This window comes from Luteibacter sp. NPDC104163 (assembly GCF_055584245.1).
In genome coordinates, this window is record NZ_JBVJMK010000002.1 from 137,152 (window position 1) to 160,044 (window position 22,893).

Annotated in this window: 16 protein-coding genes; 5 read left to right on the forward strand and 11 right to left on the reverse strand. The window is 65.7% G+C overall.

Translation table 11 applies throughout. From position 1 onward, the window contains the following. Nucleotides 1–120: 120 nt before the first annotated feature. Together mtnA and gyrA are read left to right on the forward strand one after the other, a co-directional pair. Nucleotides 121–1,134, forward strand: coding sequence for an S-methyl-5-thioribose-1-phosphate isomerase (gene mtnA, locus ACZ6YI_RS03800; protein ID WP_465777489.1), 1,014 nt, complete (start codon nucleotides 121–123; stop codon nucleotides 1,132–1,134). Nucleotides 1,135–1,294: 160 nt separating this feature from the next. Beyond that, nucleotides 1,295–3,937, forward strand: coding sequence for a DNA gyrase subunit A (gene gyrA, locus ACZ6YI_RS03805; RefSeq protein WP_465777490.1), 2,643 nt, complete (start codon nucleotides 1,295–1,297; stop codon nucleotides 3,935–3,937). A 124-nt stretch (nucleotides 3,938–4,061) separates the two neighbouring features. On the opposite strand, the gene ACZ6YI_RS03810 is transcribed toward gyrA, so the two are convergent. Next, nucleotides 4,062–4,544, reverse strand: coding sequence for a redoxin family protein (locus ACZ6YI_RS03810; protein ID WP_465777491.1), 483 nt, complete (start codon nucleotides 4,542–4,544; stop codon nucleotides 4,062–4,064). 154 nt (nucleotides 4,545–4,698) lie between these two features. On the opposite strand from ACZ6YI_RS03810, the gene ACZ6YI_RS03815 reads away from it, so the two are divergent. Further along, the gene (locus ACZ6YI_RS03815; RefSeq protein WP_465777492.1) at nucleotides 4,699–5,151 is read left to right on the forward strand and encodes an Hsp20/alpha crystallin family protein; all 453 of its coding nucleotides are present in this window, start codon (nucleotides 4,699–4,701) and stop codon (nucleotides 5,149–5,151) included. A gap of 94 nt (nucleotides 5,152–5,245) precedes the next feature. Beyond that, nucleotides 5,246–6,163, forward strand: a complete 918-nt coding sequence (locus ACZ6YI_RS03820; RefSeq protein ID WP_440329551.1) for a DnaJ C-terminal domain-containing protein — start codon at nucleotides 5,246–5,248, stop codon at nucleotides 6,161–6,163. A 254-nt stretch (nucleotides 6,164–6,417) separates the two neighbouring features. Here ACZ6YI_RS03820 and pilH read toward each other — a convergent pair whose 3' ends face one another. From pilH to purB, 9 genes are all read right to left on the reverse strand, one after another. Further along, nucleotides 6,418–6,783 (reverse strand): twitching motility response regulator PilH, encoded by a 366-nt coding sequence (gene pilH, locus ACZ6YI_RS03825; protein ID WP_247427790.1) that lies wholly within the window; start codon nucleotides 6,781–6,783, stop codon nucleotides 6,418–6,420. A 180-nt stretch (nucleotides 6,784–6,963) separates the two neighbouring features. Then, a complete protein-coding gene (locus ACZ6YI_RS03830; RefSeq protein ID WP_465777493.1) occupies nucleotides 6,964–7,956 on the reverse strand; it encodes an acrylyl-CoA reductase family protein in 993 nt (330 codons plus the stop codon). A 130-nt stretch (nucleotides 7,957–8,086) separates the two neighbouring features. Then, entirely contained in the window at nucleotides 8,087–8,668 is a 582-nt protein-coding gene (locus ACZ6YI_RS03835; protein WP_465777627.1) for an LOG family protein, read from the reverse strand. Between the two features lie 76 nt (nucleotides 8,669–8,744). After that, complete coding sequence (lpdA, locus tag ACZ6YI_RS03840; RefSeq protein ID WP_465777494.1) at nucleotides 8,745–10,172, reverse strand: dihydrolipoyl dehydrogenase; 1,428 nt, start codon at nucleotides 10,170–10,172, stop codon at nucleotides 8,745–8,747. Between the two features lie 113 nt (nucleotides 10,173–10,285). Then, the gene (odhB, locus tag ACZ6YI_RS03845) at nucleotides 10,286–11,509 is read right to left on the reverse strand and encodes a 2-oxoglutarate dehydrogenase complex dihydrolipoyllysine-residue succinyltransferase (protein WP_440326350.1); all 1,224 of its coding nucleotides are present in this window, start codon (nucleotides 11,507–11,509) and stop codon (nucleotides 10,286–10,288) included. A 7-nt stretch (nucleotides 11,510–11,516) separates the two neighbouring features. Beyond that, a complete protein-coding gene (locus ACZ6YI_RS03850; protein ID WP_465777495.1) occupies nucleotides 11,517–14,369 on the reverse strand; it encodes a 2-oxoglutarate dehydrogenase E1 component in 2,853 nt (950 codons plus the stop codon). Between the two features lie 132 nt (nucleotides 14,370–14,501). After that, nucleotides 14,502–14,996 carry a DUF7931 domain-containing protein gene (locus ACZ6YI_RS03855; protein WP_465777496.1) on the reverse strand — a complete coding sequence of 165 codons (495 nt, stop codon included), beginning with the start codon at nucleotides 14,994–14,996 and terminating at the stop codon, nucleotides 14,502–14,504. Then, on the reverse strand, nucleotides 14,993–16,195 hold the full coding sequence (locus ACZ6YI_RS03860; protein ID WP_465777497.1) for a JmjC domain-containing protein: 1,203 nt from the start codon (nucleotides 16,193–16,195) through the stop codon (nucleotides 14,993–14,995). The genes ACZ6YI_RS03855 and ACZ6YI_RS03860 overlap by 4 nt, the downstream gene beginning before the upstream one ends. A gap of 130 nt (nucleotides 16,196–16,325) precedes the next feature. Continuing rightward, nucleotides 16,326–17,693: an adenylosuccinate lyase gene (gene purB, locus ACZ6YI_RS03865; protein ID WP_465777498.1), complete on the reverse strand. Its 1,368-nt coding sequence runs from the start codon at nucleotides 17,691–17,693 to the stop codon at nucleotides 16,326–16,328. A 221-nt stretch (nucleotides 17,694–17,914) separates the two neighbouring features. Between purB and ACZ6YI_RS03870 the strand changes: the two genes are divergently transcribed. Then, nucleotides 17,915–19,312 (forward strand): class II fumarate hydratase, encoded by a 1,398-nt coding sequence (locus ACZ6YI_RS03870; protein WP_465777499.1) that lies wholly within the window; start codon nucleotides 17,915–17,917, stop codon nucleotides 19,310–19,312. Nucleotides 19,313–19,319: 7 nt separating this feature from the next. On the opposite strand, the gene ACZ6YI_RS03875 is transcribed toward ACZ6YI_RS03870, so the two are convergent. Further along, on the reverse strand, nucleotides 19,320–22,877 hold the full coding sequence (locus ACZ6YI_RS03875; protein ID WP_465777500.1) for a patatin-like phospholipase family protein: 3,558 nt from the start codon (nucleotides 22,875–22,877) through the stop codon (nucleotides 19,320–19,322). Nucleotides 22,878–22,893 lie beyond the last annotated feature (16 nt).

Sequence of the window (22,893 nt, forward strand, 5' to 3'; positions counted from 1 at the left end):
TGGCTGTGGGAGCGCGCTTGCGCGCGATGTACCTGCCGCAAGCCCCATCGCGCGCAAGCGCGCTCCCACAAGAGTCCGCCCGACACAGCGTTTTAGCGGCAGGGATGCGATAATCCCGGCATGAATACGACCACCTCCCACGACTCCATTCGCGCCGTCCAGTGGCACGGCGATCGCCTCCGTCTGCTCGACCAGCGCCGTCTGCCGGCGGAGGAAATCTGGTTCGACAGCGTGAACTCCGACGACGTCACCCGGGCCATCCGCGACCTGGCCGTGCGCGGTGCGCCGGCCATCGGCATCGCGGCGGCATGGGGCGTGGTCCTGGCCGCGCAGGGCGGGGAAGATCTCGCGAAAGCCATGGCGACGCTGCGCGCGGCGCGGCCCACGGCGGTGAATCTCATGTGGGCGCTCGATCGCATGAAGGCGCGCGTGGACGCGGGCGCCGACGCCGCGGCGCTGGAGGCGGAAGCCCAGGCGATCCAGGAGGAGGACCTCGCCGCCAACCGGCACATGGGTGAACTCGGCGCCGCGCTGATCGAACCGGGCTCGCAGGTGATGACCCACTGCAACACCGGTTCGCTGGCGACGGCGGGCTATGGCACGGCACTGGGCGTCATCCGCGCGGGCGTGGAGGCGGGCCGCATCGAGCAGGTCTTCGCTGGCGAAACCCGCCCGTGGCAGCAGGGTGCGCGCCTCACCATGTGGGAGCTCGTGCGCGATGGCATCCCGGCGCGGCTCATCGCCGACTCCGCGGCGTCACACCTGATGAAGGACGGCAAGGTGAAGTGGGTGATCGTCGGTGCCGACCGTATCGCGGCCAACGGCGACACCGCGAACAAGATCGGTACCTACCAGCTCGCCATCGCCGCACGCCACCACGGCGTGAAGTTCATGGTGGTCGCACCGTCCACCACGGTGGACATGGCGACGGCCAGTGGCGACGACATCGAGATCGAACTGCGCGACGCCACCGAGCTGCTTTCGGTCGGCGGAACCCGCACGGTGATCGAGGGCGCGGAGGCCTGGAACCCGGTCTTCGACGTCACCCCGGCCGAGCTGATCGATGCCATCGTGACCGAGCGCGGCGTCATCCTGAAGCCGGATGAAGAACAGATGCGGATCATGTTTCCGTAAGCGCCAAAACACCCCTGTAACTCATTGAATTTACGGCTTTTTTAGCTGTCATTTCAACACCCGTTGTGTTATCATCGACGGGTTGAGCCGACCGTGCCGCCTTGAGGGCGATCGCCACGGCCGGCGGGGGCATTCACACGGACACCCAGGAAGCCGATTGATGGCAGAACTCGCCAAAGAAGTCATCCGCGTCAACATCGAAGACGAGATGCGCCAGAGCTATCTCGACTACGCGATGAGCGTCATTGTCGGACGCGCACTGCCCGATGTACGCGATGGCCTGAAGCCCGTGCACCGCCGCGTCCTGTTCGCCATGAACGAACTGGGCAACTCGTGGAACAAGGCATACAAGAAGTCCGCGCGCGTCGTCGGTGACGTCATCGGTAAATACCACCCGCACGGCGATGCGTCGGTTTACGACACCATCGTCCGCATGGCCCAGCCGTTCTCGCTGCGCTACATGCTGGTGGATGGCCAGGGTAACTTCGGCTCGGTCGATGGCGACAACGCCGCGGCCATGCGATACACCGAAGTGCGCATGGCGAAGCTCACCCATGAGCTGCTCGCCGATATCGACAAGGAAACCGTCGACTTCGGGCCGAACTACGACGAAAGCGAAAGCGAGCCGCTGGTCCTCCCGACCCGCGTGCCGAACCTGCTCGTCAACGGTTCAGCGGGCATCGCGGTGGGCATGGCCACCAACATCCCGCCGCACAACATGACCGAGGTCATCAACGCCGTGCTGGCGCTGATCGAAGATCCCTCGCTGGGCGTCGACGACCTGATGACCCATATCCCGGGTCCCGATTTCCCGACCGCGGGCATCATCAACGGCTCGTCCGGTATCGTCGAGGCGTACCGCACCGGCCGCGGCCGCATCCTTGTCCGTGCCCGTACCGAGATCGAAACCGAGGCCAACGGCCGCGAGACCATCCTGGTCCACGAGCTGCCGTACCAGGTGAACAAGGCCCGCCTAATCGAGAAGATCGCCGAGCTGGTCAAGGAAAAGAAGATCGAGGGCATCTCGGAGCTGCGCGACGAGTCCGACAAGGACGGCATGCGCGTAGTCATCGAGATCCGCCGCGATGCCATGGCCGATGTCGTGCTGAACAACCTGTTCCAGCAGACCCAGCTGCAGGTTACCTTCGGCATCAACATGGTGGCCCTGCTCGATGGCCAGCCGAAGCTGCTGAACCTCAAGGACATCCTCGAGGCGTTCATCCGCCATCGCCGCGAAGTCGTCACCCGCCGCACCATCTTCGAACTGCGCAAGGCCCGTTCGCGCGCCCATATCCTCGAAGGCCTCACGGTCGCGCTCGCCAACATCGATGAGATGATCGAGCTGATCCGTACCTCGGCGTCTTCGCAGGAAGCGCGTGAGCGCATGGTCGCCCGCAAGTGGGAGCCGGGCCTCGTCAAGGCGCTGCTCTCCGCCGCCGGTGCCGAAGCGTCGCGCCCGGAAGACATGGATCCGCGTGATGGCCTGCGTGACGACGGTTATCAGCTGTCCGAAGCCCAGGCCACCGAAATCCTGCAGATGCGCCTGCACCGCCTCACCGGCCTGGAGCAGGACAAGCTCAGCGACGAGTACCGCGAGATCCTCGAGACCATCCGTGGCCTCATCGAGATCCTGGAAAACCCGACCCGCCTGCTGGAAGTCATCCGCGGCGAGCTGGAGCAGATCCGCACGGATTACGGCGACAACCGTCGCACCGAGATCCAGCACTCGCAGGAAGACCTGAACGTCCTCGACCTCATCGCGCCGGAAGACGTGGTGGTCACGCTTTCGCACACGGGTTACGTGAAGCGCCAGGCCGCCAGCCTGTACCGCGCGCAGAAGCGTGGCGGCAAGGGTCGCTCGGCATCCGCGCTGAAGGATGAGGATGTCGTGCAGCAGCTGTGGGTGGTGAACACCCATGACACGCTGCTCACCTTCACCAGCACCGGTCGCGTGTACTGGCTCAAGGTGTACCAGATGCCGGAAGCCGGCCCGGGTGCGCGTGGCAAGCCCATCGTGAACCTGCTGCCGCTGGGCGAGGGCGAGAAGGTCCAGGCCGTCCTGCCGATCCGCGATTACGACCCGAACTGCTACGTGTTCTTCGCCACCCGCAAGGGTACGGTGAAGAAGACCCCGCTCACCGAGTTCGCGTTCCAGCTGCAGAAGGGCAAGGCCGCGATCAACCTCGAAGAGGGCGATGCGCTGGTCGACGTGGCCATGACCAACGGCGAGAGCGACGTGCTGCTGTTCGCGTCGAACGGCAAGGTCGTGCGCTTCGACGAGAACAAGGTGCGCTCCATGGGCCGTACCGCGACCGGCGTGCGCGGCATGCTGCTCGCCGACGACGCCACGGTGGTCTCGCTCATCGTCGCCCACGGCGACGGCGACATCCTCACCGCCACGGCGCGTGGCTTCGGCAAGCGCACCGTGCTCGAAGAGTTCCCGAAGAAGGGTCGTGGCACGCAGGGCGTCATCGGCATCCAGTGCTCCGAGCGCAACGGCAACCTCGTTGCCGCCACGCAGGTCACCGAGACCCAGCAGCTCATGCTGATCTCGGACCAGGGCACGCTCGTGCGCACCCGCGTCTCGGAAGTCGCCCAGGTCGGCCGCAACACCCAGGGTGTCACCCTGATCAAGCTGCCGAAGGAAGAGACGCTCATCGGCGTCGTCCGCCTGGAAGCCGAGGAGGAATCCGAGGTGGAAGGCGAAGGCGACCTGCCGGGCGCCGGCGAAACCCCGAACGGTGAAGCCGCGGCCGACATGCCGCCGGTGGAATCCGGGCCGGTCGACGGCGACAGCGAGTAAAACGAAAAACCCGCCGAAAGGCGGGTTTTTTTCTGATCGCTGTGGGAGCGTGCTTGCACGCGATGGGCGCTTGCGGCAGCGCCCATCGCGCGCAAGCGCGCTCCCACAACAGGAGTGGCGCCGCTTAGCCGTCGATCGCCTCGAGCATCGCCTCAGCCGCCGACACCTTGAACTCGCCCGGCGCCTCGACGTTCAGCACCTTCACCACGCCATCCTCCAGGTACATGGCGAAGCGCTTGGCGCGGATGCCCATGCCGTTCTTGGTGCCATCCAGCTCCAGGCCCAGTGCCTTGGTGAACGCGGCATTGCCGTCGGCCAGCAGGTGCAGGTTGGCGGGGATGCCACGCTCCTTGCCCCATGCATCCATCACGAACGCGTCGTTCACCGACACGCAGAACACCTTCACGCCGCGCTGGTCAAAGTCGTCGATGTGCTGGATATAGCCCGGCAGGTGCTTGTTGGAGCAGGTGGGCGTGAACGCGCCCGGCACGGCGAAGAGCACCACCTTGCCGGTGCCCATGAGGTCGAGCGTCGAGGCGGTCTGGATGCCGTCTTCGAAGTACGTGACGGTGGATTCGGGGATCTTGTCGCCGACAGCAATGGTCATGGGGCCTGCCTCGTGGTGGGTTAATTGTCCCAGTGTAGTTGTAGGAGCGCGCTCCCACAAGGCTTCGTCATAGACCCCTTGAATCAGCCCGGGGCGAACCTATCTTTGTTTCCAGACGGCCTCGGGGCCGAAAAACCTTATTGGAGTCAGACAGATGAACCAGGTTCGTCATGTAGCGTTTCGTCGTGCGCCGGTGTTTGGAAATGAACTGCGCCATGTGTTCGATCACTTCTTCGCGGGCGAAGCCGCCGCTCCGGTAGCCGCCAGCGAGAACGCCTGGGCGCCGCGCGTCGATATCCGTGAAGAGGCCGGCCGGTTCCTGATCCTGGCCGACGTCCCGGGCGTCGCGCTGGATAGCATCGAGATCCAGATGGACAAGAACGTCCTGTCGCTCAAGGGCGAGCGCAAGGCCTACGCCAGCGAGACCGAAGGCAAGTACGCCCGCGTCGAGCGCGTGGCCGGTGCCTTCAAGCGCAGCTTCACGCTGCCGGAAAGCGCCGATGCCGAGGGCATTACCGCTTCCGGTGCGAATGGCGTGCTGGAAATCAGCATTCCGAAGAAGGCGGAAAGCGCGCCGCGTCGCATTACGGTCAACGCCGCGGGCTGATTCGGTCTAAGCTTGGCTATCTGGCCCGCGGTGGATTGGACCACCGCGGGCCTTTTCCATTTCATATTTCGACACAAGCCCGGCGGGAGAGCCTGTGGAGTTCAAGGATTACTACGAGATTCTTGGGGTAAAACCCGAAGCGACCGACGCCGAGATCAAGGCGGCGTATCGCAAGCTGGCGCGCAAGTACCACCCGGACAAGAACAAGGAAGCGGGTGCGGAAGAGAAGTTCAAGGCCGTCAACGAGGCCAACGAGGCACTGAAGGATCCCGAGAAGCGCCGCCAGTACGACCAGTTCCGCGCCGGCGGTTATCGCCAGGGCGAGCAGTTCCGGCCGCCGCCGGGCTGGGGCCAGGGCGGTGGTGGCTTCGATTTCGGCGACATGGGCGGCGGCGCCGGCCGTGGCGATTTCAGCGATTTCTTCGAAAGCCTGTTCGGCGGTGGCGGTGCCCGTGGCCGGTCACAGCAGGCGCAGGCGCGCCGCGGACGCGATATCAACGCGAAGATCGATACCGACCTGCAGACCGCCTACAACGGTGGCAAGACCCGCGTGGTGCTGAACGATTCGTCGGGCGGCGAGCGCGTGCTCGAGGTGAAGATCCCGGCCGGGATCAGCAGCGGCCAGACCATCCGTCTTGGCGGGCAGGGTCATCCGGGTAGCGGTGGCGGCCCGTCGGGCGACCTGCTGCTGGAGATCAACATCCGCGACGACGCCCGGTTCCGCCTCGATGGCCGCACGGTAACGCATACGTTGCCGATTTCGCCGTGGGAAGCCGCACTGGGCGCCACGGTGGCCGTGCCCACGCTGGGCGGCGCGGTGGACCTGCGCATCCCGGCCGGCTCGCAGTCGGGCCGCAAGTTGCGCCTCAAGGGGCGCGGCCTGCCGGGCAGCGAGCCGGGCGACCAGATCGTGGTGCTGGAAATCCGCGTTCCGGTCCCGGAAACGCACGAAGAACAAGCGGCTTACGCGGAATTCAAAGACGCTTTCAAGGATTTCGACCCGCGCCGCTGAGGCCTTGCGCGGGGCTGGACCGCCTAAAAACACTGTGGGAGCGGGGGTGGGGGGGGGGGGGGGGGGCTAACACCCCACGCCCGCCAGCGCGCGCCCCCAGGGGCTTTCGGCCCCGTGGGGGCGGGGGGGGGGGGGCACCCCAAAAAACCCGTGGCGGGCCCGGGGGGGGGGGGGGGGGGTGCCCCCCCCCCCCCCCCGCGCCCCCCCCCGCTCCCACCGTTGTATTGGGCGTTCCTCAGCCCACCCGCGAGCCCTTACGCCGGCAGGTGGGTCTTCAGCGCCTTGACCAGCTCTTCTTCCTTGATCGGCTTGACCACGTAATCCTTCGCGCCCTGGCGCAGGCCCCACACCTTGTCGGTGTCCTGGTCCTTCGTGGTGACCAGGATGATGGGGATGTGCTTGGTGGTTTCTTCCTTGCTGATGGTGCGGGTGGCCTGGAACCCGTTGAGGTTCGGCATGACCACGTCCATCAGGATCAGGTCCGGCAGCTCGCGCTTGGCGGCTTCAACGCCGGCCGCGCCGTCTTCCGCCGTAAGCGCCTCATGGCCCAGCTTCTCGACGATGCGCTTGATGCCCAGGAGCTGCGACGGCGAATCGTCGACGATCAGGATACGAGCCATTCAGTGATTCCCCCGGGCCATGCCCGATTATTTTCTTTGAAGCGACCGCGCTCCGGCGGCCGCCGCGTGTCTTCCGGCGACGATAATCCGTCGCGCGTGTAGCCTTTGGCGATGGCCCATTCTACCGGCCCTCCGCCTTGTATCAATGGTGTAACGGCCGAAACCTGCCTGCGCAGGCAGTTAGCCCCCGATCTTTACCACGGTGCGGCCGAAAGACCCGCCGGAAAGCATGGTCTCGAACACGCTGGCCACGTCCTCCAATGCCACTTCCTTCGTGCAGATCGTGTCCAGGTGCCGCGGCTTCCACTCGCCGGCCAGGCGGCGCCACACCTCTTCGCGGATATCCCGGGCCGTGCCGGCGGATGCCACCCCCAACACGCTCACGCCGCGGATGATGAAGGGCATGACGGTGGTGGGCAGCTCCGGGCTGCCCGCCAGGCCGCAGATGGCCGCATTGCCGTAGGGTGCGATCATGGGCAGGAAGCCGGCCAGCATGCTGCCGCCGACGTTATCCAGCATGCCGCCGTACCTGGCGGAATCCATGGGCTTGCCGCTGAAGGCCAGCTGGTGGCGATCGATGCACTCCACCGCGCCGATATGGCGCAGGAAGTCGAACTGAGCCGGCTTGCCGCTGACCGCATGCACCTGGAAACCGGCGCGCGTGAAGATATCGACGCCGAGCATGCCCACGCCGCCGGTGGCGCCCGTGATGGCGATCGGACCCATCTCCGGCCGCTGGCGGTTATCCAGCATGCGTAGCAGGGCGAGGGCCGCGGTGAACCCGGCCGTGCCCAGGATCATGGCCTCACGCGTGCTGAGCGTGCCGGGCAGGGGGATGGTCACCGCCGCCGGCAGGCGGGCGTATTCGCCATAGCCGCCATCGCGTGTTTCGGAAAGGCCGCTGCCGGTCGCCAGCACCTTGTCGCCTTCGCGGAATGCCGGGTCGGTGGAGGCGACCACCGTGCCGGCGACATCGATGCCGCCGTTCAGCGGGTACTGCCGGAGAATCTTGCCCTTGCCGGTACCGGCAAGGGCATCCTTGTAGTTCACCGAGGAGTATTCGGCCTTGACCAGGACTTCGCCCGGGGAGAGGGCGTCGGTGGTCATGGTCTCGATGGTGCCGCGGTAGCCGGCATCGTCGTTGTGGATTCGAAATGACTTCATGGATGGCATGGCCGCTTCTCCCGGGCAGATGGCCGATTTGTAGAAGCCCAGCCTGTGGGCGATATCTTGTGGGAGTGAGCTTGCGAGCGACGCTCTTTCGCGCCCCATCGCGCGCAAGCGCGCTCCCACAAGAAGGGCATCAGATGGAGTCTTTGGTAATCCACTTCGGGGTGTAGGTGGATTCGTACGTCTTCATCCAGTCGAACACCGCATCGATGCTGTCGCCGAACCAGACCTGGTCGCGCTGTACCTGCTTCACGAAACCCTCGGCGACCATGTGATCCATGCTTGCGGCGAGGCCCTTGTAGAAGCCGAGCACGTCGAGGAACGCGCACGGGTAGGTGTGCAGGCCGAGCTGCGCCCAGGTGAGCATCTCGAACATTTCATCCATGGTGCCGAAGCCGCCGGGCAGGGCGACGAACGCATCGGAGAGTTCGTACATGCGCGTCTTGCGCTCGTGCATGGTCTCGACGACGTGCAGTTCGGAGAGGCCGGTGTGGGCGACTTCCTTTTCCACGAGCTGGCGCGGGATCACGCCGATGACGCGCCCACCGGCCGCGACAACCGCGTCGGCGACGGTGCCCATGAGGCCGACCTTGCCGCCGCCGTAGACGAGGGCGATGTTTTCCTTCGCGAGGCGGGTGCCGAACGCGCGGGCGACTTCGGTGTATTCCGGCCGCGTACCGCTGCTGGAGCCGCAGTAGACGCAGAGGGCTTTGATATCACGCATGGTTCTAATCCAGAAACGAAAAAGCCCGCCCATGCTACTCGCATGGGCGGGCTTTGTTCACTCGGGCTTAGTTGCCCTTGTGGATGGCGCGCTTGTCGACCGAGAGGGCCGCTTCGTGCACCACTTCCGACAGCGCCGGGTGGGCGTGGACGATGCGGGCCAAGTCTTCCGACGAGCCCTTGAACTCCATCGCCACGACGCACTCGTGGATCAGCTCGGAGACGACCGGGCCGACCATGTGCACGCCGAGGATGCGATCGGTTTCGGCGTGGGCGATCATCTTCACCTGGCCGATGCCTTCGTTCATGGCGACAGCGCGGCCGTTGGCAGCGAAGGGGAAGGCGCCCGTCTTGTAGGGGATGCCTTCTTCCTTGAGCTGCTCTTCGGTCTTGCCGACCCAGGCGATTTCCGGCTCGGTGTAGATGACCCAGGGCACGGTATCGAGGTTGACGTGGCCCGGCTTGCCGGCGATGAGCTCGGCGACCATGACGCCTTCTTCCGAACCCTTGTGGGCGAGCATCGGGCCGCGGACGGCATCTCCGATCGCCCAGACGCCATCGACGCCGGTGTGGTTGTGCTCATCGACCACGATGCGGCCGCGCTCGTCGAGCTTCACGCCGGTGTCGTCGGCCAGCAGGCCGGCGGTGTAGGCGCGGCGGCCCACGGCCACCAGCAGCTTGTCGACGACCAGCGACTGCGCGTTGCCGTCCTTGTCGGTGTAGCCGACGTGGACTTCATCGCCCTTCACTTCGGCCGAGGTGACCTTGGCGTTGACCTTGATATCGAGGCCCTGCTTGGCGAACTCGCGCGCGGCCATCTTGGCGATGTCCTGGTCGGCGACCTGCAGGAACTTCGGCAGGGCTTCGAGCACGGTGACTTCGGCGCCGAGGCGCTTCCACACGCTGCCCAGCTCCAGGCCGATGACGCCCGCGCCGATCACGCCCATGCGCTTCGGCACGGCGGTGAGATCGAGTGCGCCGGCATTGTCGATGATGTGCTTGTTATCGAACTTCGCGAACGGCAGCTCGATGGGCACCGAGCCCGAGGCGAGGATGACGTTGGTGGCGGAGATCTTCTGCACCGAGCCATCGTTGCCGGTGACTTCGACTTCGTTGCCCTTCAGCAGCTTGCCCTTGCCGAAGAACGACGTGATCTTGTTCGCCTTGAACAGCATCGTCACGCCGCCGGTGAACTGCTTGACGATCTTGTCCTTGCGGCCGATGAACGTGTCGATATCGATCTTCGGGTTGTCCACGGTGATGCCGTGGTCCTTGAAGTTGTGCGTCAGGTTGTGGAACTGCTTGGACGAATCCAGCAGCGCCTTCGACGGGATGCAACCGACGTTGAGGCAGGTACCGCCCAGGGCGGCCTTGCCGTCCTTGCCCACGAAGGCGTCGACCACGGCGGTCTTCAGGCCCAGCTGCGCGGCGCGGATCGCGGCCACATAGCCCGCGGGGCCGGCACCGATGACGATGACGTCGAACTTGTCGCTCATAGCTCTTGCTCCGGATGTTGCTGGCGGTAGGTTGGCTACCACCCAATATGGGGTCGGAACATGAAAACGGGAGCCTCTCGACTCCCGCCTTCACATCTGGCGTTAACCGACCATCAAAGGCCGAGCAGCATCCGCTGCGGGTTTTCCAGCTGGTTCTTGATGTCGACCAGGAACAGCACGGCGTCGCGGCCATCGATGATCCGGTGGTCGTACGACAGGGCGATGTACATCATCGGGGCGGCCACCACCTGGCCGTTCTCGACGACCGGGCGCTCCTTGATCGTGTGCATGCCCAGGATGGCGCTCTGCGGCGGGTTCACGATGGGGGTGGAGAGCAGCGAGCCGAAGGTGCCGCCGTTCGTGATGGTGAAGGTGCCGCCCTGGAGGTCATCCAGGCCGAGCTTGCCGTCACGCGCCTTCTTGGCGTAGCCGATGATGCCCTTCTCGACGTCGGCGAACGACATGTCCTGCACGTCGCGCAGCACCGGGGTCACGAGGCCCTTGTCGGTCGACACGGCGATCGAGATGTCCTGGTAGCCGTGGTAGATGATGTCCGAACCATCGACCGAGGCGTTGATGACCGGGTAGCGCTTGAGCGCTTCGGTCGCGGCCTTCACGAAGAAGCTCATGAAGCCCAGCTTCACGCCGTTGGCCTTTTCGAACTGCTCGCCCAGGGCCTTGCGCAGCTTGACGACCTCGGCGAGGTTCACTTCGTTGAACGAGGTGAGCATCGCGATCGAGTTCTTCGACTGCATCAGGCGCTCGGCGATGCGGGTGCGGATGCGGGTCATCGGCACGCGCTCTTCCGGACGCGAACCCGGGGTCGGCTTGGCGGCCGGTGCGGCTGCCGCAGCCGGAGCGGCCGGGGCGCTGCCGCCCTTGCCGGCGTTGACCAGGTCTTCCTTGGTCACGCGGCCGTCGCGGCCGGTGCCGGCGACCTTGGACGGGTCGATGTTTTCTTCCACGGCGACGCGGCGGCCGGCCGGCGAGAGTTCGTCCACGCCCTTCGGCGCTTCAGCCTTCTCGGCCTTCGGGGCTTCGGCGGCGGCAGCGGCCGGAGCCGGGGCAGCGGCGGCCGGGGCGGGCGCGGCAGCGGCGGCGCCTTCCTCGATCACGGCGATGACCTGGCTCGAGGTCACGGTGGAACCTTCCTCGAACTTGATTTCCTTCAGCACGCCGTCGACCGGCGCCGGGACTTCGAGCACGACCTTGTCGGTTTCGAGGTCCAGCAGGTTTTCGTCGCGCTTGACCGCGTCGCCGGCCTTCTTGTGCCAGGTGGCGATGAGCGCGTCGGAGACCGACTCGGGCAGGACCGGGACTTTGACTTCGATGGACATGCTTGCCTTACTCCGCTGCGTGATCGGTGCCGACGGGCGCGACGAGCGCCTGCTCGACGAGGGCCGCCTGTTCGGCGAGGTAGGTATTGAGATGGCCCGGGGCCGGCGAGGGCGAGCGCGAGCGTCCGGCGTAGGACAGGCTCTGCTTCGACCCGATGCAGGCCTGCAGGTGGTGACGGATCTGGAACCACGCACCCTGGTTCATCGGCTCTTCCTGGCACCAGACCACTTCCTTGGCGGAGGGGTACTTTTCCAGTTCGAGCGAGACTTCCGGGCGCGGGAACGGGTACAGCTGCTCGACGCGCACGATGGCGACGTCGGTGATGCCCTTCTTGTCGGCCTCTTCGAGCAGGTCGTAGTAGACCTTGCCCGAGCACAGCACGACGCGCTTGACCTTCTTGGCCTGCAGGTCGCGGTGCTCGCCGATCACGAGCTGGAACTTGCCGTTGGCCAGTTCATCCAGCGAGGACACGGCCAGCTTGTGGCGCAGCAGCGACTTCGGCGTCATGACGATCAGCGGCTTGCGCACCGGGCGCACCTGCTGGCGGCGGATCATGTGGAACGCCTGGGCCGGCGTGGTCGGCACGCAGACCTGCATGTTGTCCAGCGCGCACAGCTGCAGGAAGCGCTCGAGGCGGGCGGAGGAGTGCTCCGGACCGGCGCCTTCCTGGCCGTGCGGGAGGAGCAGGGTGAGGCCGCACAGGCGATCCCACTTGGCTTCGCCCGAGCTGATGAACTGGTCGATCACGACCTGGGCGCCGTTGGCGAAATCGCCGAACTGGCCTTCCCAGATGGTGAGCTGGTCCGGCGAGGTCGTGGCTTCGCCGTACTCGAACGCCATGACGGCTTCTTCGGAAAGCAGCGAGTCGATGACGTCGACGCGGGCGTCTTCACGCACGTGGGCCAGCGGCATGTAGGTGTCGTCGCTGTTCTGGTCGTGCAGCACCGCGTGGCGGTGGAAGAACGTGCCGCGGCCGGCATCCTGGCCGACGATGCGCAGGTCGTTGCCTTCGGCGATCAGCGTGGCGTAGGCGAGGTTCTCGGCGAAGCCCCAGTCACCCGGGAGCTCGCCGGCAGCCATCTTGCGGCGGTCGTCGTAGATCTTGGCGACGCGGGCGTGCAGGGCGACGTCCGACGGCACCTTGAGGATCGTATCGAGCACCTTGGCCAGCTTGTCGCGCGGCACGCCGGTGTCGACGTCCATCGACAGCGAGTTGCCGATGAAGCGGGACCAGTCGACCGGGATATCGCGCTGCGGGTTCGGATCGATCGAGATCAGCGAAGCGCCCTTCTCGAGGCGGCCGCGGTAATCGTCGAGCATCTTCTGGCCGTCGTCGGCGCCGATGGTGCTGTCCTTCACGAGCGCCTGCGCGTAGAGGTCACGCGTGGTCGGGCGCTTGCGGATGATCTGGTACATGAGCGGCTGCGTCGCCGCCGGCTCGTCGGCCTCGTTGTGGCCGTGGCGGCGGTAGCAGACGAGGTCGATGACCACGTCCTTCTTGAACTGCTTGCGGAACTCGTAGGCCAGGCGGGTGACCTGGATCACGGCTTCCGGGTCATCGCCGTTCACGTGGAACACCGGCGCGTTGACCATCTTGGCGAGGTCGGTGCAGTACAGGGTGGAACGGGAGTCTTCACGCTTGGACGTCGTGAAGCCCACCTGGTTGTTCACCACCATGTGCAGGGTGCCGCCGATGGCGAAACCGCGCGCCTGCGACATCTGCAGGAGTTCCATGTTGACGCCCTGGCCCGCGAAGGCGGCGTCGCCGTGGATCAGCAGGGCGAGCGACTTCTCGAGCGCGGTATCGCGGCGGCGGCCCTGGCGGGCGTGCACGGAGCCGGCGACTACCGGGTTGACGATTTCCAGGTGCGACGGGTTGAACGCCAGCGCGACGTGCACGCCACCGTTCGGGGTCTTTACGTCGGCCGAGAAGCCCATGTGGTACTTCACGTCGCCCGTGTGCATCGGGCTGTCGTCGTGCTCGAACTTGCCTTCGAACTCGTTGAACAGCTGGGCCGGGGCCTTGCCGAGGATGTTCACCAGCACGTTCAGGCGGCCGCGGTGGGCCATGCCGATGATGATTTCCTTCATGCCGTTGTCGCCGGCGGCGCGGACGACATCGTCCACCATCGGGATCAGGCTGTCGCCGCCTTCGAGCGAGAAGCGCTTCTGGCCGACGTACTTGGTGTGCAGGTAGCGCTCGAGGCCTTCGGCCGCGGTCAGCGCCTCGAGCACACGAATTTTCTCACCCTTCTGCAGGCCCGGGTTGCCCGCGGCCTTTTCCAGGCGCGAGTAGATCCAGATGCGCTGGTCGAAATCGGCGATATACATGAACTCGGCGCCGACCGTACCGGTGTAGATCGCCTTCAGCTTCGCCCACAGGTCGCGCAGCGTCATGCGCTGGCCGCCACCTGCGAAGGTGCCGCAATCGAATTCGGTGTTCAGGTCCGCATCGGAGAGGCCATGGAAGGCCAGGCCGAGGTCCGGGGCGTCGACGTCCGGGGCGGTGAGGCCGAGGGGATCGAGCTTGGCGGCGAGGTGGCCGCGCGAGCGGTAGGCGGTCAGCAGGCGGAGGACGCCGGCCTGTTTCTGCGCGTAGGCGTTGTCGGCCGGGGCGGCGACCGTCGCGGCGCCTGCGGTGCGGCGCTGCTTCTGGGCGGCTTCGATGCGGGCGATGGCGCCGGAATGGGCGACGTCACCGGCCTCGCGGCCCTTGAACGATTTGAAATAGGCATCCCATTCGGCAGGGACGCTGCCGGAATCGGAAAGCCACGCCTCGTAGATCTGCTCTACGTAGTCGGCGTTGCCGCCGGCGAGTTGGGAAGATTCGGAAAACTCGCGGATCAGATTTGCGCTCACGTCACCACCGGCAAACACGGAAAGGGCGGGCTGTCGCGGGTGCTGGGGAATACTCGCCCGCGGCAAAGAATTCGTTAAGTATAGCCCCGTGACATTGCGCCGCGCCAAGCTTTTTGCCGTATGTCTGAGATATCAAATACCCAATGGTCTGATTTCCCAGGCCGGCTCCGCCCGCTCCCATACTTCATCGAAATACGCGGTCAAACGGCCTGTTTCACCGGGGGCGTCGAGTGATCCGTCGGCATCGAAGCGCAGGGCCACGGGCCTGAACAGATACGCACTGGTGTCATCCGTGGTGAAGGCCGATGCATAGCGCAGGTGGGTTTCGTCCGTGGGTACGCGGATGCTGACCGCCGTGGGCAGGCGCTGGGCGAGGGCCACCAGCCGGTGGCCCTCGCGATGGGCGCGGTTCGCGTCGTGGGTGAGGATGCGGATCCGGGCCTGGCGGCCACTGGTCGCCAGCCGGCGCAGCTCGGTGTGAACCGCGTCACTTTCCAGGACGCCCGCGTCCATCACCGGCAGGTAGATCGACGCCCGGTAGCGGGCGCCGGAGAGCAGGCGGACATGGGCGGCGTCCAGACCGGCCCGGTCCTGCGCCACGAGAGCCATGTCCGCCGGGCCGGTCACCGGCGGCGGCCCTTGCGGATACCGAGGTGGCCGTCGTTGACCAGGGCCAGCAGCACGGCCTTGCCCGCGGCACCCGGCGCCTTGTCAAAGGCGAGTTCGCGCGCGCCCGACAGGGCCTCCGCCAGCTCGGTCGGGCACTCGTAGGCCGTGCCGCTGATGTAGAGCGTGGCGTCCTTCTTCCCGCGGATCCAGGCGAGGCGCGCGAACGGGTGGCGTACGAACACGGAGCCGGCTTCGATGGCCTTGTCCAGCGCCGCGGCCGTGGTGGCCTTCGGCGGCGGGGCCGCTTCCTGGGCGTTGCGGTAGCGGGTGATGAAGCGGCCGAACCAGTCGGCCAGCAGGTCGCGGTCAAGCGCGGCCGCGAAGGGCAGGGCCTGGCGCAGGCGGTTCAGCGCGGCCGTATCGATCTCGCCCGCGCGCTTGGCGGGAGCGAGGTCCGGATCGGTGTAGCGGAGTTCTTCCGGCATGCGCTCGGCCAGGAAATCCGCCAGGTCGCCGGTGAGTTCGGCCTGGGAGGGCGCACGCATGCCGACAGAGAGGGTCATGCAATCGCCCAGGGCCACGCCGTCATGCGGGACGCCCGGCGGCAGGTACAGCATGTCGCCCGGCTCGAGCAGCCATTCGTTGGTCGGCTCGAAGGTCTTCAGCTGCTTGAGCTCCACGTCATCGCGGAAATCCAGCGGCGCGTCCGGGTCGGTGCTGATTGCCCAGTGGCGCTGGCCGAGGCCCTGCAGCAGGAATACGTCGTACTGGTCGACGTGGGCACCCACGCCGCCGCCATCCTCGGCGTACGAGATCATGATGTCGTCGACCCGCCAGGTCGGCAGGAAGCTGAAGGTATCGAGCAGGGCGGCCACGTCGGCATCCCACTTATCGACGTCCTGGACCAGCAGGGTCCAGTCACGCTTCGGGGTTTTGCCGAATTCCGCCTCGCTGAAGGGGCCGGTCTTCACCGTCCACTTGTCGCGCTTCTCGTCATGGATGATCAGGCGGGCCAGCACGCCTTCCTCGCAGGCCAGGCCGGCCAGGTCGTTCGGCTCGATCGGCGCCTCGAAATCGGGGAAGGCATTGCGGATAAGTAGCGGCCGCTTCTGCCAGTAGTCGCGCAGGAACTGCGTCGCGCTCATGCCGAGCGGCTGCGAAGCCGAACCGCGGACTTCGAGGGGGAGGGATTTATGCGTGGGGGTCTTGATAGCCATGGGCGGGATTGTATCCGCCCCGTGGCGTGTGGGAACCGTGGGAACTGAGGAAACTGTGGGAGCGCGCTTGCGCGCGATGGGTCTTGCCGCAAGCACCCATCGCGCGCAAGCGCGCCCCCACATCGTTGGGTTAGATCGCCTTGGCGAGCTTGTCGGCCAGGCCGATGTACGTGGCGGGAGTCAGCTCGGCGAGGGCCTTCTTGGCTTCGGCCGGCATGTCGAGGCCGTCGATGAAGGTGCGCATCGAGTCCTTCGTGATGCCCTGGCCGCGCGTGAGCGCCTTGAGCTGCTCGTACGGTTCCGGCAGGCCGTAGCGGCGCATGACGGTCTGCACGGCTTCGGCGAGCACTTCCCAGCTGTTGTCCAGGTCGGCCGCGATGCGGTCGGCGTTGACGTTGAGCTTGCCGAGCCCCTTCATCAGCGACTCGAGCGCGACCAGCGAATGGCCGAAGGCGGTACCGAGCGCACGCAGCACGGTGGAGTCGGTGAGGTCGCGCTGCCAGCGGCTGATCGGGAGCTTCTCGGCGAAGTGGCCGAGCAGGGCGTTGGCGAGGCCGAAGTTGCCCTCGGCGTTTTCGAAGTCGATCGGGTTGACCTTGTGCGGCATGGTCGAGGAACCGACTTCGCCCGCCTTCAGCGCCTGGCGGAAATAGCCCAGCGAGATGTAGCCCCAGATATCGCGGGCCAGGTCGATCAGGATGATGTTGACGCGACGGAGCACGTCGGCGAACTCGGCGATGCCGTCGTGCGGTTCGATCTGCGTGGTGTACGGGTTGAACGCGAGGCCGAGGCCTTCGACGAAGTCCGACGCCAGCACCGGCCAGTCGACCGCCGGGTAGGAGATGACGTGCGCGTTGTAGTTGCCGACGGCGCCGTTGATCTTGCCCGGGATCTCGATCGCGACAAGCTGCTTGCGCTGGCGCTCCAGGCGCGCAACGACGTTCGCGAGTTCCTTGCCCATGGTGCTCGGCGAGGCCGTCTGGCCGTGCGTGCGCGAAAGCAGCGACAGGCCGGCGAACTCATGCGCCATGGCGCGCAGCTTGCCGATCACCTGGTCGAGCGACGGCAGCAGCACGTTTTCGCGGGCATCGCGCAGCATCAGGGAGTAGGCGAGGTTGTTGATGTCTTCGCTCGTGCAGGCGAAGTGCACGAATTCCTTGGCCTGCGCGAGCGCCGGATCGTTGCCGATCTTTTCCTTGATGAAGTACTCGACCGCCTTGACGTCGTGGTTGGTCGTGGCTTCGATCGCCTTGATCCGCTCGCCGTCATCGACCGAGAAATCGTTGGCGATGGCTTCGAGGCGGGCGACGGAAGCGGCCGGGAACTCCGGCAGCTCGACGATGCCCGGATGGCGGGCCAGGGCCAGCAGCCAGTGGATCTCCACGTGCACGCGGCGGTGCATCAGGCCGAACTCGCTGAAGATGGGGCGCAGGGCACCCGACTTGGCGGCATAGCGGCCGTCCAGCGGCGAAAGGGCGGTCAGCGTGGCGTGGGACATGGGCTTAGGTCCTGGGAAGCGAGAAGCGGGGCAGCCGGTGATTATACCCGGGAGGGCCGCGGGCGGCCCTATCGCGCGCAAGCGCGCTCCCACAGGTGTCCGGGCCTTAGCGGCCGTCGTGGGAGCGCGCTTGCGCGCGATGGGTTCCCCCCGGGCGCGATGACGGATTAACAGGAAAAGGTCTATCGTGATGGGGCTCCCACAACCCGGATTCCCCCGCAATGACCAAGTTTCGTACCGAACGCGACAGCATGGGCGAGTTGAAGGTGCCCGCCAAAGCCCTCTATGGGGCGCAGACCCAGCGGGCCGTGGATAATTTCCCGGTCTCCGGGCTGACCATGCCGCGGGAATTCATCCGGGCCCTGGGCCTGGTCAAGGCGGCGGCCGCCGAGGCCAACGTCAAGCTTGGCCAGCTCGACAAGGCCACCGCCAAGGCTATCCGCGCCGCCGCCGACAAGGTCGCCGCGGGTGAGGTCGATGAGCACTTCCCGATCGATGTCTTCCAGACCGGCTCGGGCACCAGCTCCAACATGAATGCCAACGAGGTGATCGCCCACCTCGCCGAAGCCGCCGGCGCCAAGGTGCACCCGAACGACCACGTCAATGCGGGCCAGAGCTCCAACGACGTGATCCCGACGGCGATCCTGGTCAGCGCCACGCTGGCCACCAGCGAGAAGCTCCTGCCGGCCCTGAAGTACCTGCGCAAGACGATCGACACCCGCGCGAAGGAACTAAAGAAGGTCGTGAAGACCGGCCGCACCCACCTGATGGATGCGATGCCGATCACGTTCGGCCAGGAACTATCCGGCTGGTCGGCGCAGATCCGCGATGCGGAAGAGCGCATCGGCGACACCCTCAAGCGCACCCGTCGCCTTCCGCAGGGCGGCAGCGCCGTCGGCACCGGTATCAATGCCGACCCGAAGTTCGGCCCGGCCGTCGCTACCGAACTCGGCAAGCTCACGGGCGTGAAGTTCGAATCCTCGGACAACTACTTCTCCGGCATGGCCGCGCAGGATGCGCCGGTCGAACTGTCGGGCCAGCTGCGCGCGCTCGCCGTCGCGGTGATGAAGATCGCCAACGACCTCCGCTGGATGAACTCCGGTCCGCTCGCCGGCCTCGGTGAAATCGAACTGCCGGCGTTGCAGCCGGGCTCATCGATCATGCCGGGCAAGGTCAACCCGGTGATCCCGGAAGCCGCCGCCATGGTCGCCGCGCAGGTCATCGGCAATGACGCCACCATCGCCATTGCCGGTCAGTCGGGCAATTTCCAGCTCAACGTCATGCTGCCGGTCATCGCGTTCAACCTGCTGCAGTCGATCGAGATCCTCGCCAACGTCACGAAGTTGCTGGCGGACAAGGCCATCGCCGGCTTCAAGGTGAATGAGGAACACGTGCGCGAAGCGCTCGACAAGAACCCGATTCTCGTCACTGCGCTGAACCCGGTGATCGGCTACGAGAAGGGCGCCGCCACGGCCAAGCAGGCTTACAAGGAAAAGCGCCCGATCATGGAAGTGGCACTGGAGACCACCGGTCTTTCGAAGGCGGAACTGGCGAAGCTGCTGGATCCCGCCGCGCTGACGAAGGGCGGGATCCATGGGGGTGGTGGTGGCGGCGGTTAGGCCGTCCTCACTTCGCGTGCGGCAGCCACAGTTCCAGGACACCCGTGCTGCCGCTGCCCTTCGATAACGGGACCGATTGGGCCTGCATCGATGGGTCGGAAGCCGGCGCTTCCGCGTTCAACCAGGCCACGAGCGCGGCCGCACACGGGCCGCCATCCGCGGCGTGGTACAGCACGGTCGGGCGCGTCCACTGGAAGGGCGCGCGCGTTCCGCGGCGTGACGCGGTCGCCGTGACGTTTTCGATACCCGGCATGCGCAGGCCAAACGTCTTCAGCGCGCCCGCATAGCTACTTGCCGCCGTCCGCTCGGCTTCATCGTAAACCTGCACATAGACGGTGGCCGGGTCGCCCGACGCCTGGCATGCGGCCTGCACGGCATCCGATACCGCGACGGGCGCGACGGGTGCTTTGCCGGCGGCATGCCGTGCCTTCACGAGCTGGTAGCGGGCGGGTGATGCATCCGGCCGCAGGGCGCTACCTGTCGAGATCCCCTGCGCCACGATCATGCCTTGCAGCGAGGGTGTCGCCTCTGGGGGCGGTGGCGGTGCCACTGCTTGTGTCTCCCCGGGTGGCGGCGGTGGCGGTGCCGGCACCGGTTCCGGTGCCGGTGGAGGCGGGGTGGGAGGTGCCGATTGCGCCAGATCTGGCGTCACCGACGGCGGGTTGTTCCAGTCGCGGTAATCCTGCATCAACATGGACCAGCGCGACGGCGCCACTTCCAACGTCGTAGCGAGTGTATTGGCCAGGTTGATACACGTGGCGTTGTCCTCGCCGCGCAGCGTGTCGCAGCGCGTCTTCACGCTGGTTAGCAGCGCTGCCATGTCGTCGCTGTTGGTGCCTTCCAGCGGCGTGGTGGACGATAGCTTCACCAGGTCGCGAACGTCATCCGATGTATGGTCCGCGTCGAACGCCACCGCCTTGAATTCATCGCGTACCAGACGGATCTTCGCCGTGACTTTCGCCGACGCGTCGGCGGTCTCCTTTTCAAGTTTCGTCGCCGCTTCCTGCTGTGCATCCCACGCTTGCCAGATGGCGATTGACGCCGTGATGATCGCGCCGACGCCCAGCGACGCGCCGACGGTCGCGGCTGTCACGCGCTTGCGGCGCGCTGGCTTTTTTGGCCTCAGTTTGCCCGTGGGCAATGTCGTTACGGCGGCCGTCTGGATCAGTCCAGGCAATCCTCCGAGCATGTCGCTGGTCAGTCGCGCGCCGAGGCTCTTGCCGAGGTGGCAGTAGCTCTCCCACTGCTCCTCGCTGAAAAACTGTTGCGCAGTGGACTGCTGCGGAAACGGCGGTTGACGCTCCGCATACGCGGTCGTGTCGAGATCGAACTCCGTGGGAACGCGCGGTTTGACGATCAGCAGCGCACCTTTCTTCCCCGATGCGTACGTGACCCGCGAGAGCAAGAGATACTCATCGCCTGGTTTGTTCGACATGGTGGTTGGCGTTGCGAGATAGGGAACCAGCGTGATGAGATAAGCCGCAAGCGGATGCGTCGGATCGGCGAGTGGTACGGGATCCACGAATTCGATGGCGCAGTCATAGTCGATACGCGCCTTGCGGACGAGGTTTTCAACATCACCAAACGTGTAGTCCGCATCGGCGCCGCAATCGGCGAGGACGATCAGGTCCAGTTCGCGTTTCAGGAGCGCATAGACGCCCGTGTTATCGAAATGCCCGCCATCTGACAGATACCATTGCCCGCTGTTCAGTCCGGGGAACATGCCCAGGCACTCACGCGCCATCGCCCGGTATTTTTCCAGGATGACCGAGCCGGTTGACGGCTTGCGCAGGTTCTTCTGCCAATAACCGAGGCGCAGGCCACTCACGAACAAAAGGGCCGCAATCGCTGAGCGAGTGTATGTCCCCATCCCCGAGCCCACTGCCGCACCGGAAATGGCGATCCATTCCGCCAGCGTGGTCTGGGCGAGAATGGGCGAAGGTGCCGGTGCGAAGGACGTACCTACCTCGGCGCCAAACGCGCTCACCGACAGGGCGACGCCTTTGCGGTCGGCATTGAAAGTGCCCGTACGGTCGTCGACGGTCTGGTTGATGCAGCAGTTGATGAGATGGATGGGGCCGCCAAAGGCGTGCGGTGCATAAGCGCCGAACGAGACATCATCGCCGGGGACCAGCTCGGTGGCCTTGCGTACGGCATTGGTCACCTGCACGCCCTTGATTGTCGTATCGCGTGATGACAACACGCTCGCAGGAAACCGCGCTTCTGCCCCATTATCGTTTCCCGTCGCGACATACGTGCGCGCAAGGCGCGATCGATAGAACATATGTAACGACGACTGATTAAGGAATTCGAGCGACTGGCCCGTGATCAGCATGTAGAGCACAACGGGAACGACAAGGCACGCCGCGCGCGCGACATCGGTCTGTAGCCATTCTGGAAAGTCGTCGACGTGCCGCGGGAAGATGATGATCTGCGCGAAGGTCGTCCAGAACAGGATGACCAGCGCGAAAAGTACATATGAGGCTACCTGGGCGATCAGCAGCCATGGAATCGATGCGCGACTGCCATCGGCCTTGTCGCGCGGCATCAGTGCGGGGGCCACGGTGCGTAAAAGGGCCAGCAACAAGGTGGTGAGGCCGGCGCCGGTGAACACGCTGGCGCCGCTGCTGCCGGTACCTTCCGGGACGATGCCCGTGCGCAGAATCCAGCTCACCGTATCCAGCGCACCCAGGGCGACGACGGCGATGGAAAGGCCGAGGATACAGGCAAGAATGGTATTGAAGCGTACGCGGTTCCTCCCCGGGTCACGTTGGAACAGGGTGCCGATGAGGGTGGCGATAAAGCCACATGGCACGATAAGAAACACCCGGCCAAGCATCACGGCGGCGGGCGCGAGGCCCCACCCAGGGTTGGTCGATGCCGAATGCAGCAATACCCACGCTATGGCGCCCGCCAGCACGGATACGCCCATACCAGGCCAGAAGCCGCGACCAAGGAACCAGTAACCCACCATCATGGCGGCGGCAAGCGGAAGCAGTAAGGCGAGGCCCCAAAACCATACGCTGCCCAGCACGGGCCAGCCGGGGGAGGATTGAGTGAGATGCGCGTAGACCATGTGGGGGCTGGCCACGACGCACCCGATCAGCAGCGACACAAAAGCCAACTCCAGGTGGGTCGCGATAAAACCGCGGAACTGCGTCGTCCATGCCTTGAAGAGGTCGCGTGCGCCAGCCGGTGTAAGGAACCGGCCGTTCTGGCGGAGCCACCATAAAAACAGCGAGCGATCATCGGCGACCGCGTTTTCCACGGTGGTTGCGTTGGTGGGGGCAGGGCCGCCGTGATACAGGCGGCCCAGCGCGGAGCCGGTGTAACCGCCGCCAGATACCGTCGAAAGGTAATCAAAGCGCTTGAGTACGCGATTGCCGGCGAGCCCTCTCAGCAGGCCGAGGCAGAACGTGGCACTGCGTACTCCGCCGCCTGACAGCGCAAGGCCGTACCAGTCATCCTGCCGCGGAATGTTCAGCGGGCCTCGCCTCGCATCGCGTGCGGCAATCTCAGCATCGCCCATCCCCGGCGGCGGAACGCCGCGTGGTGCGTCGGTCATGACGACTCTCCCCGTG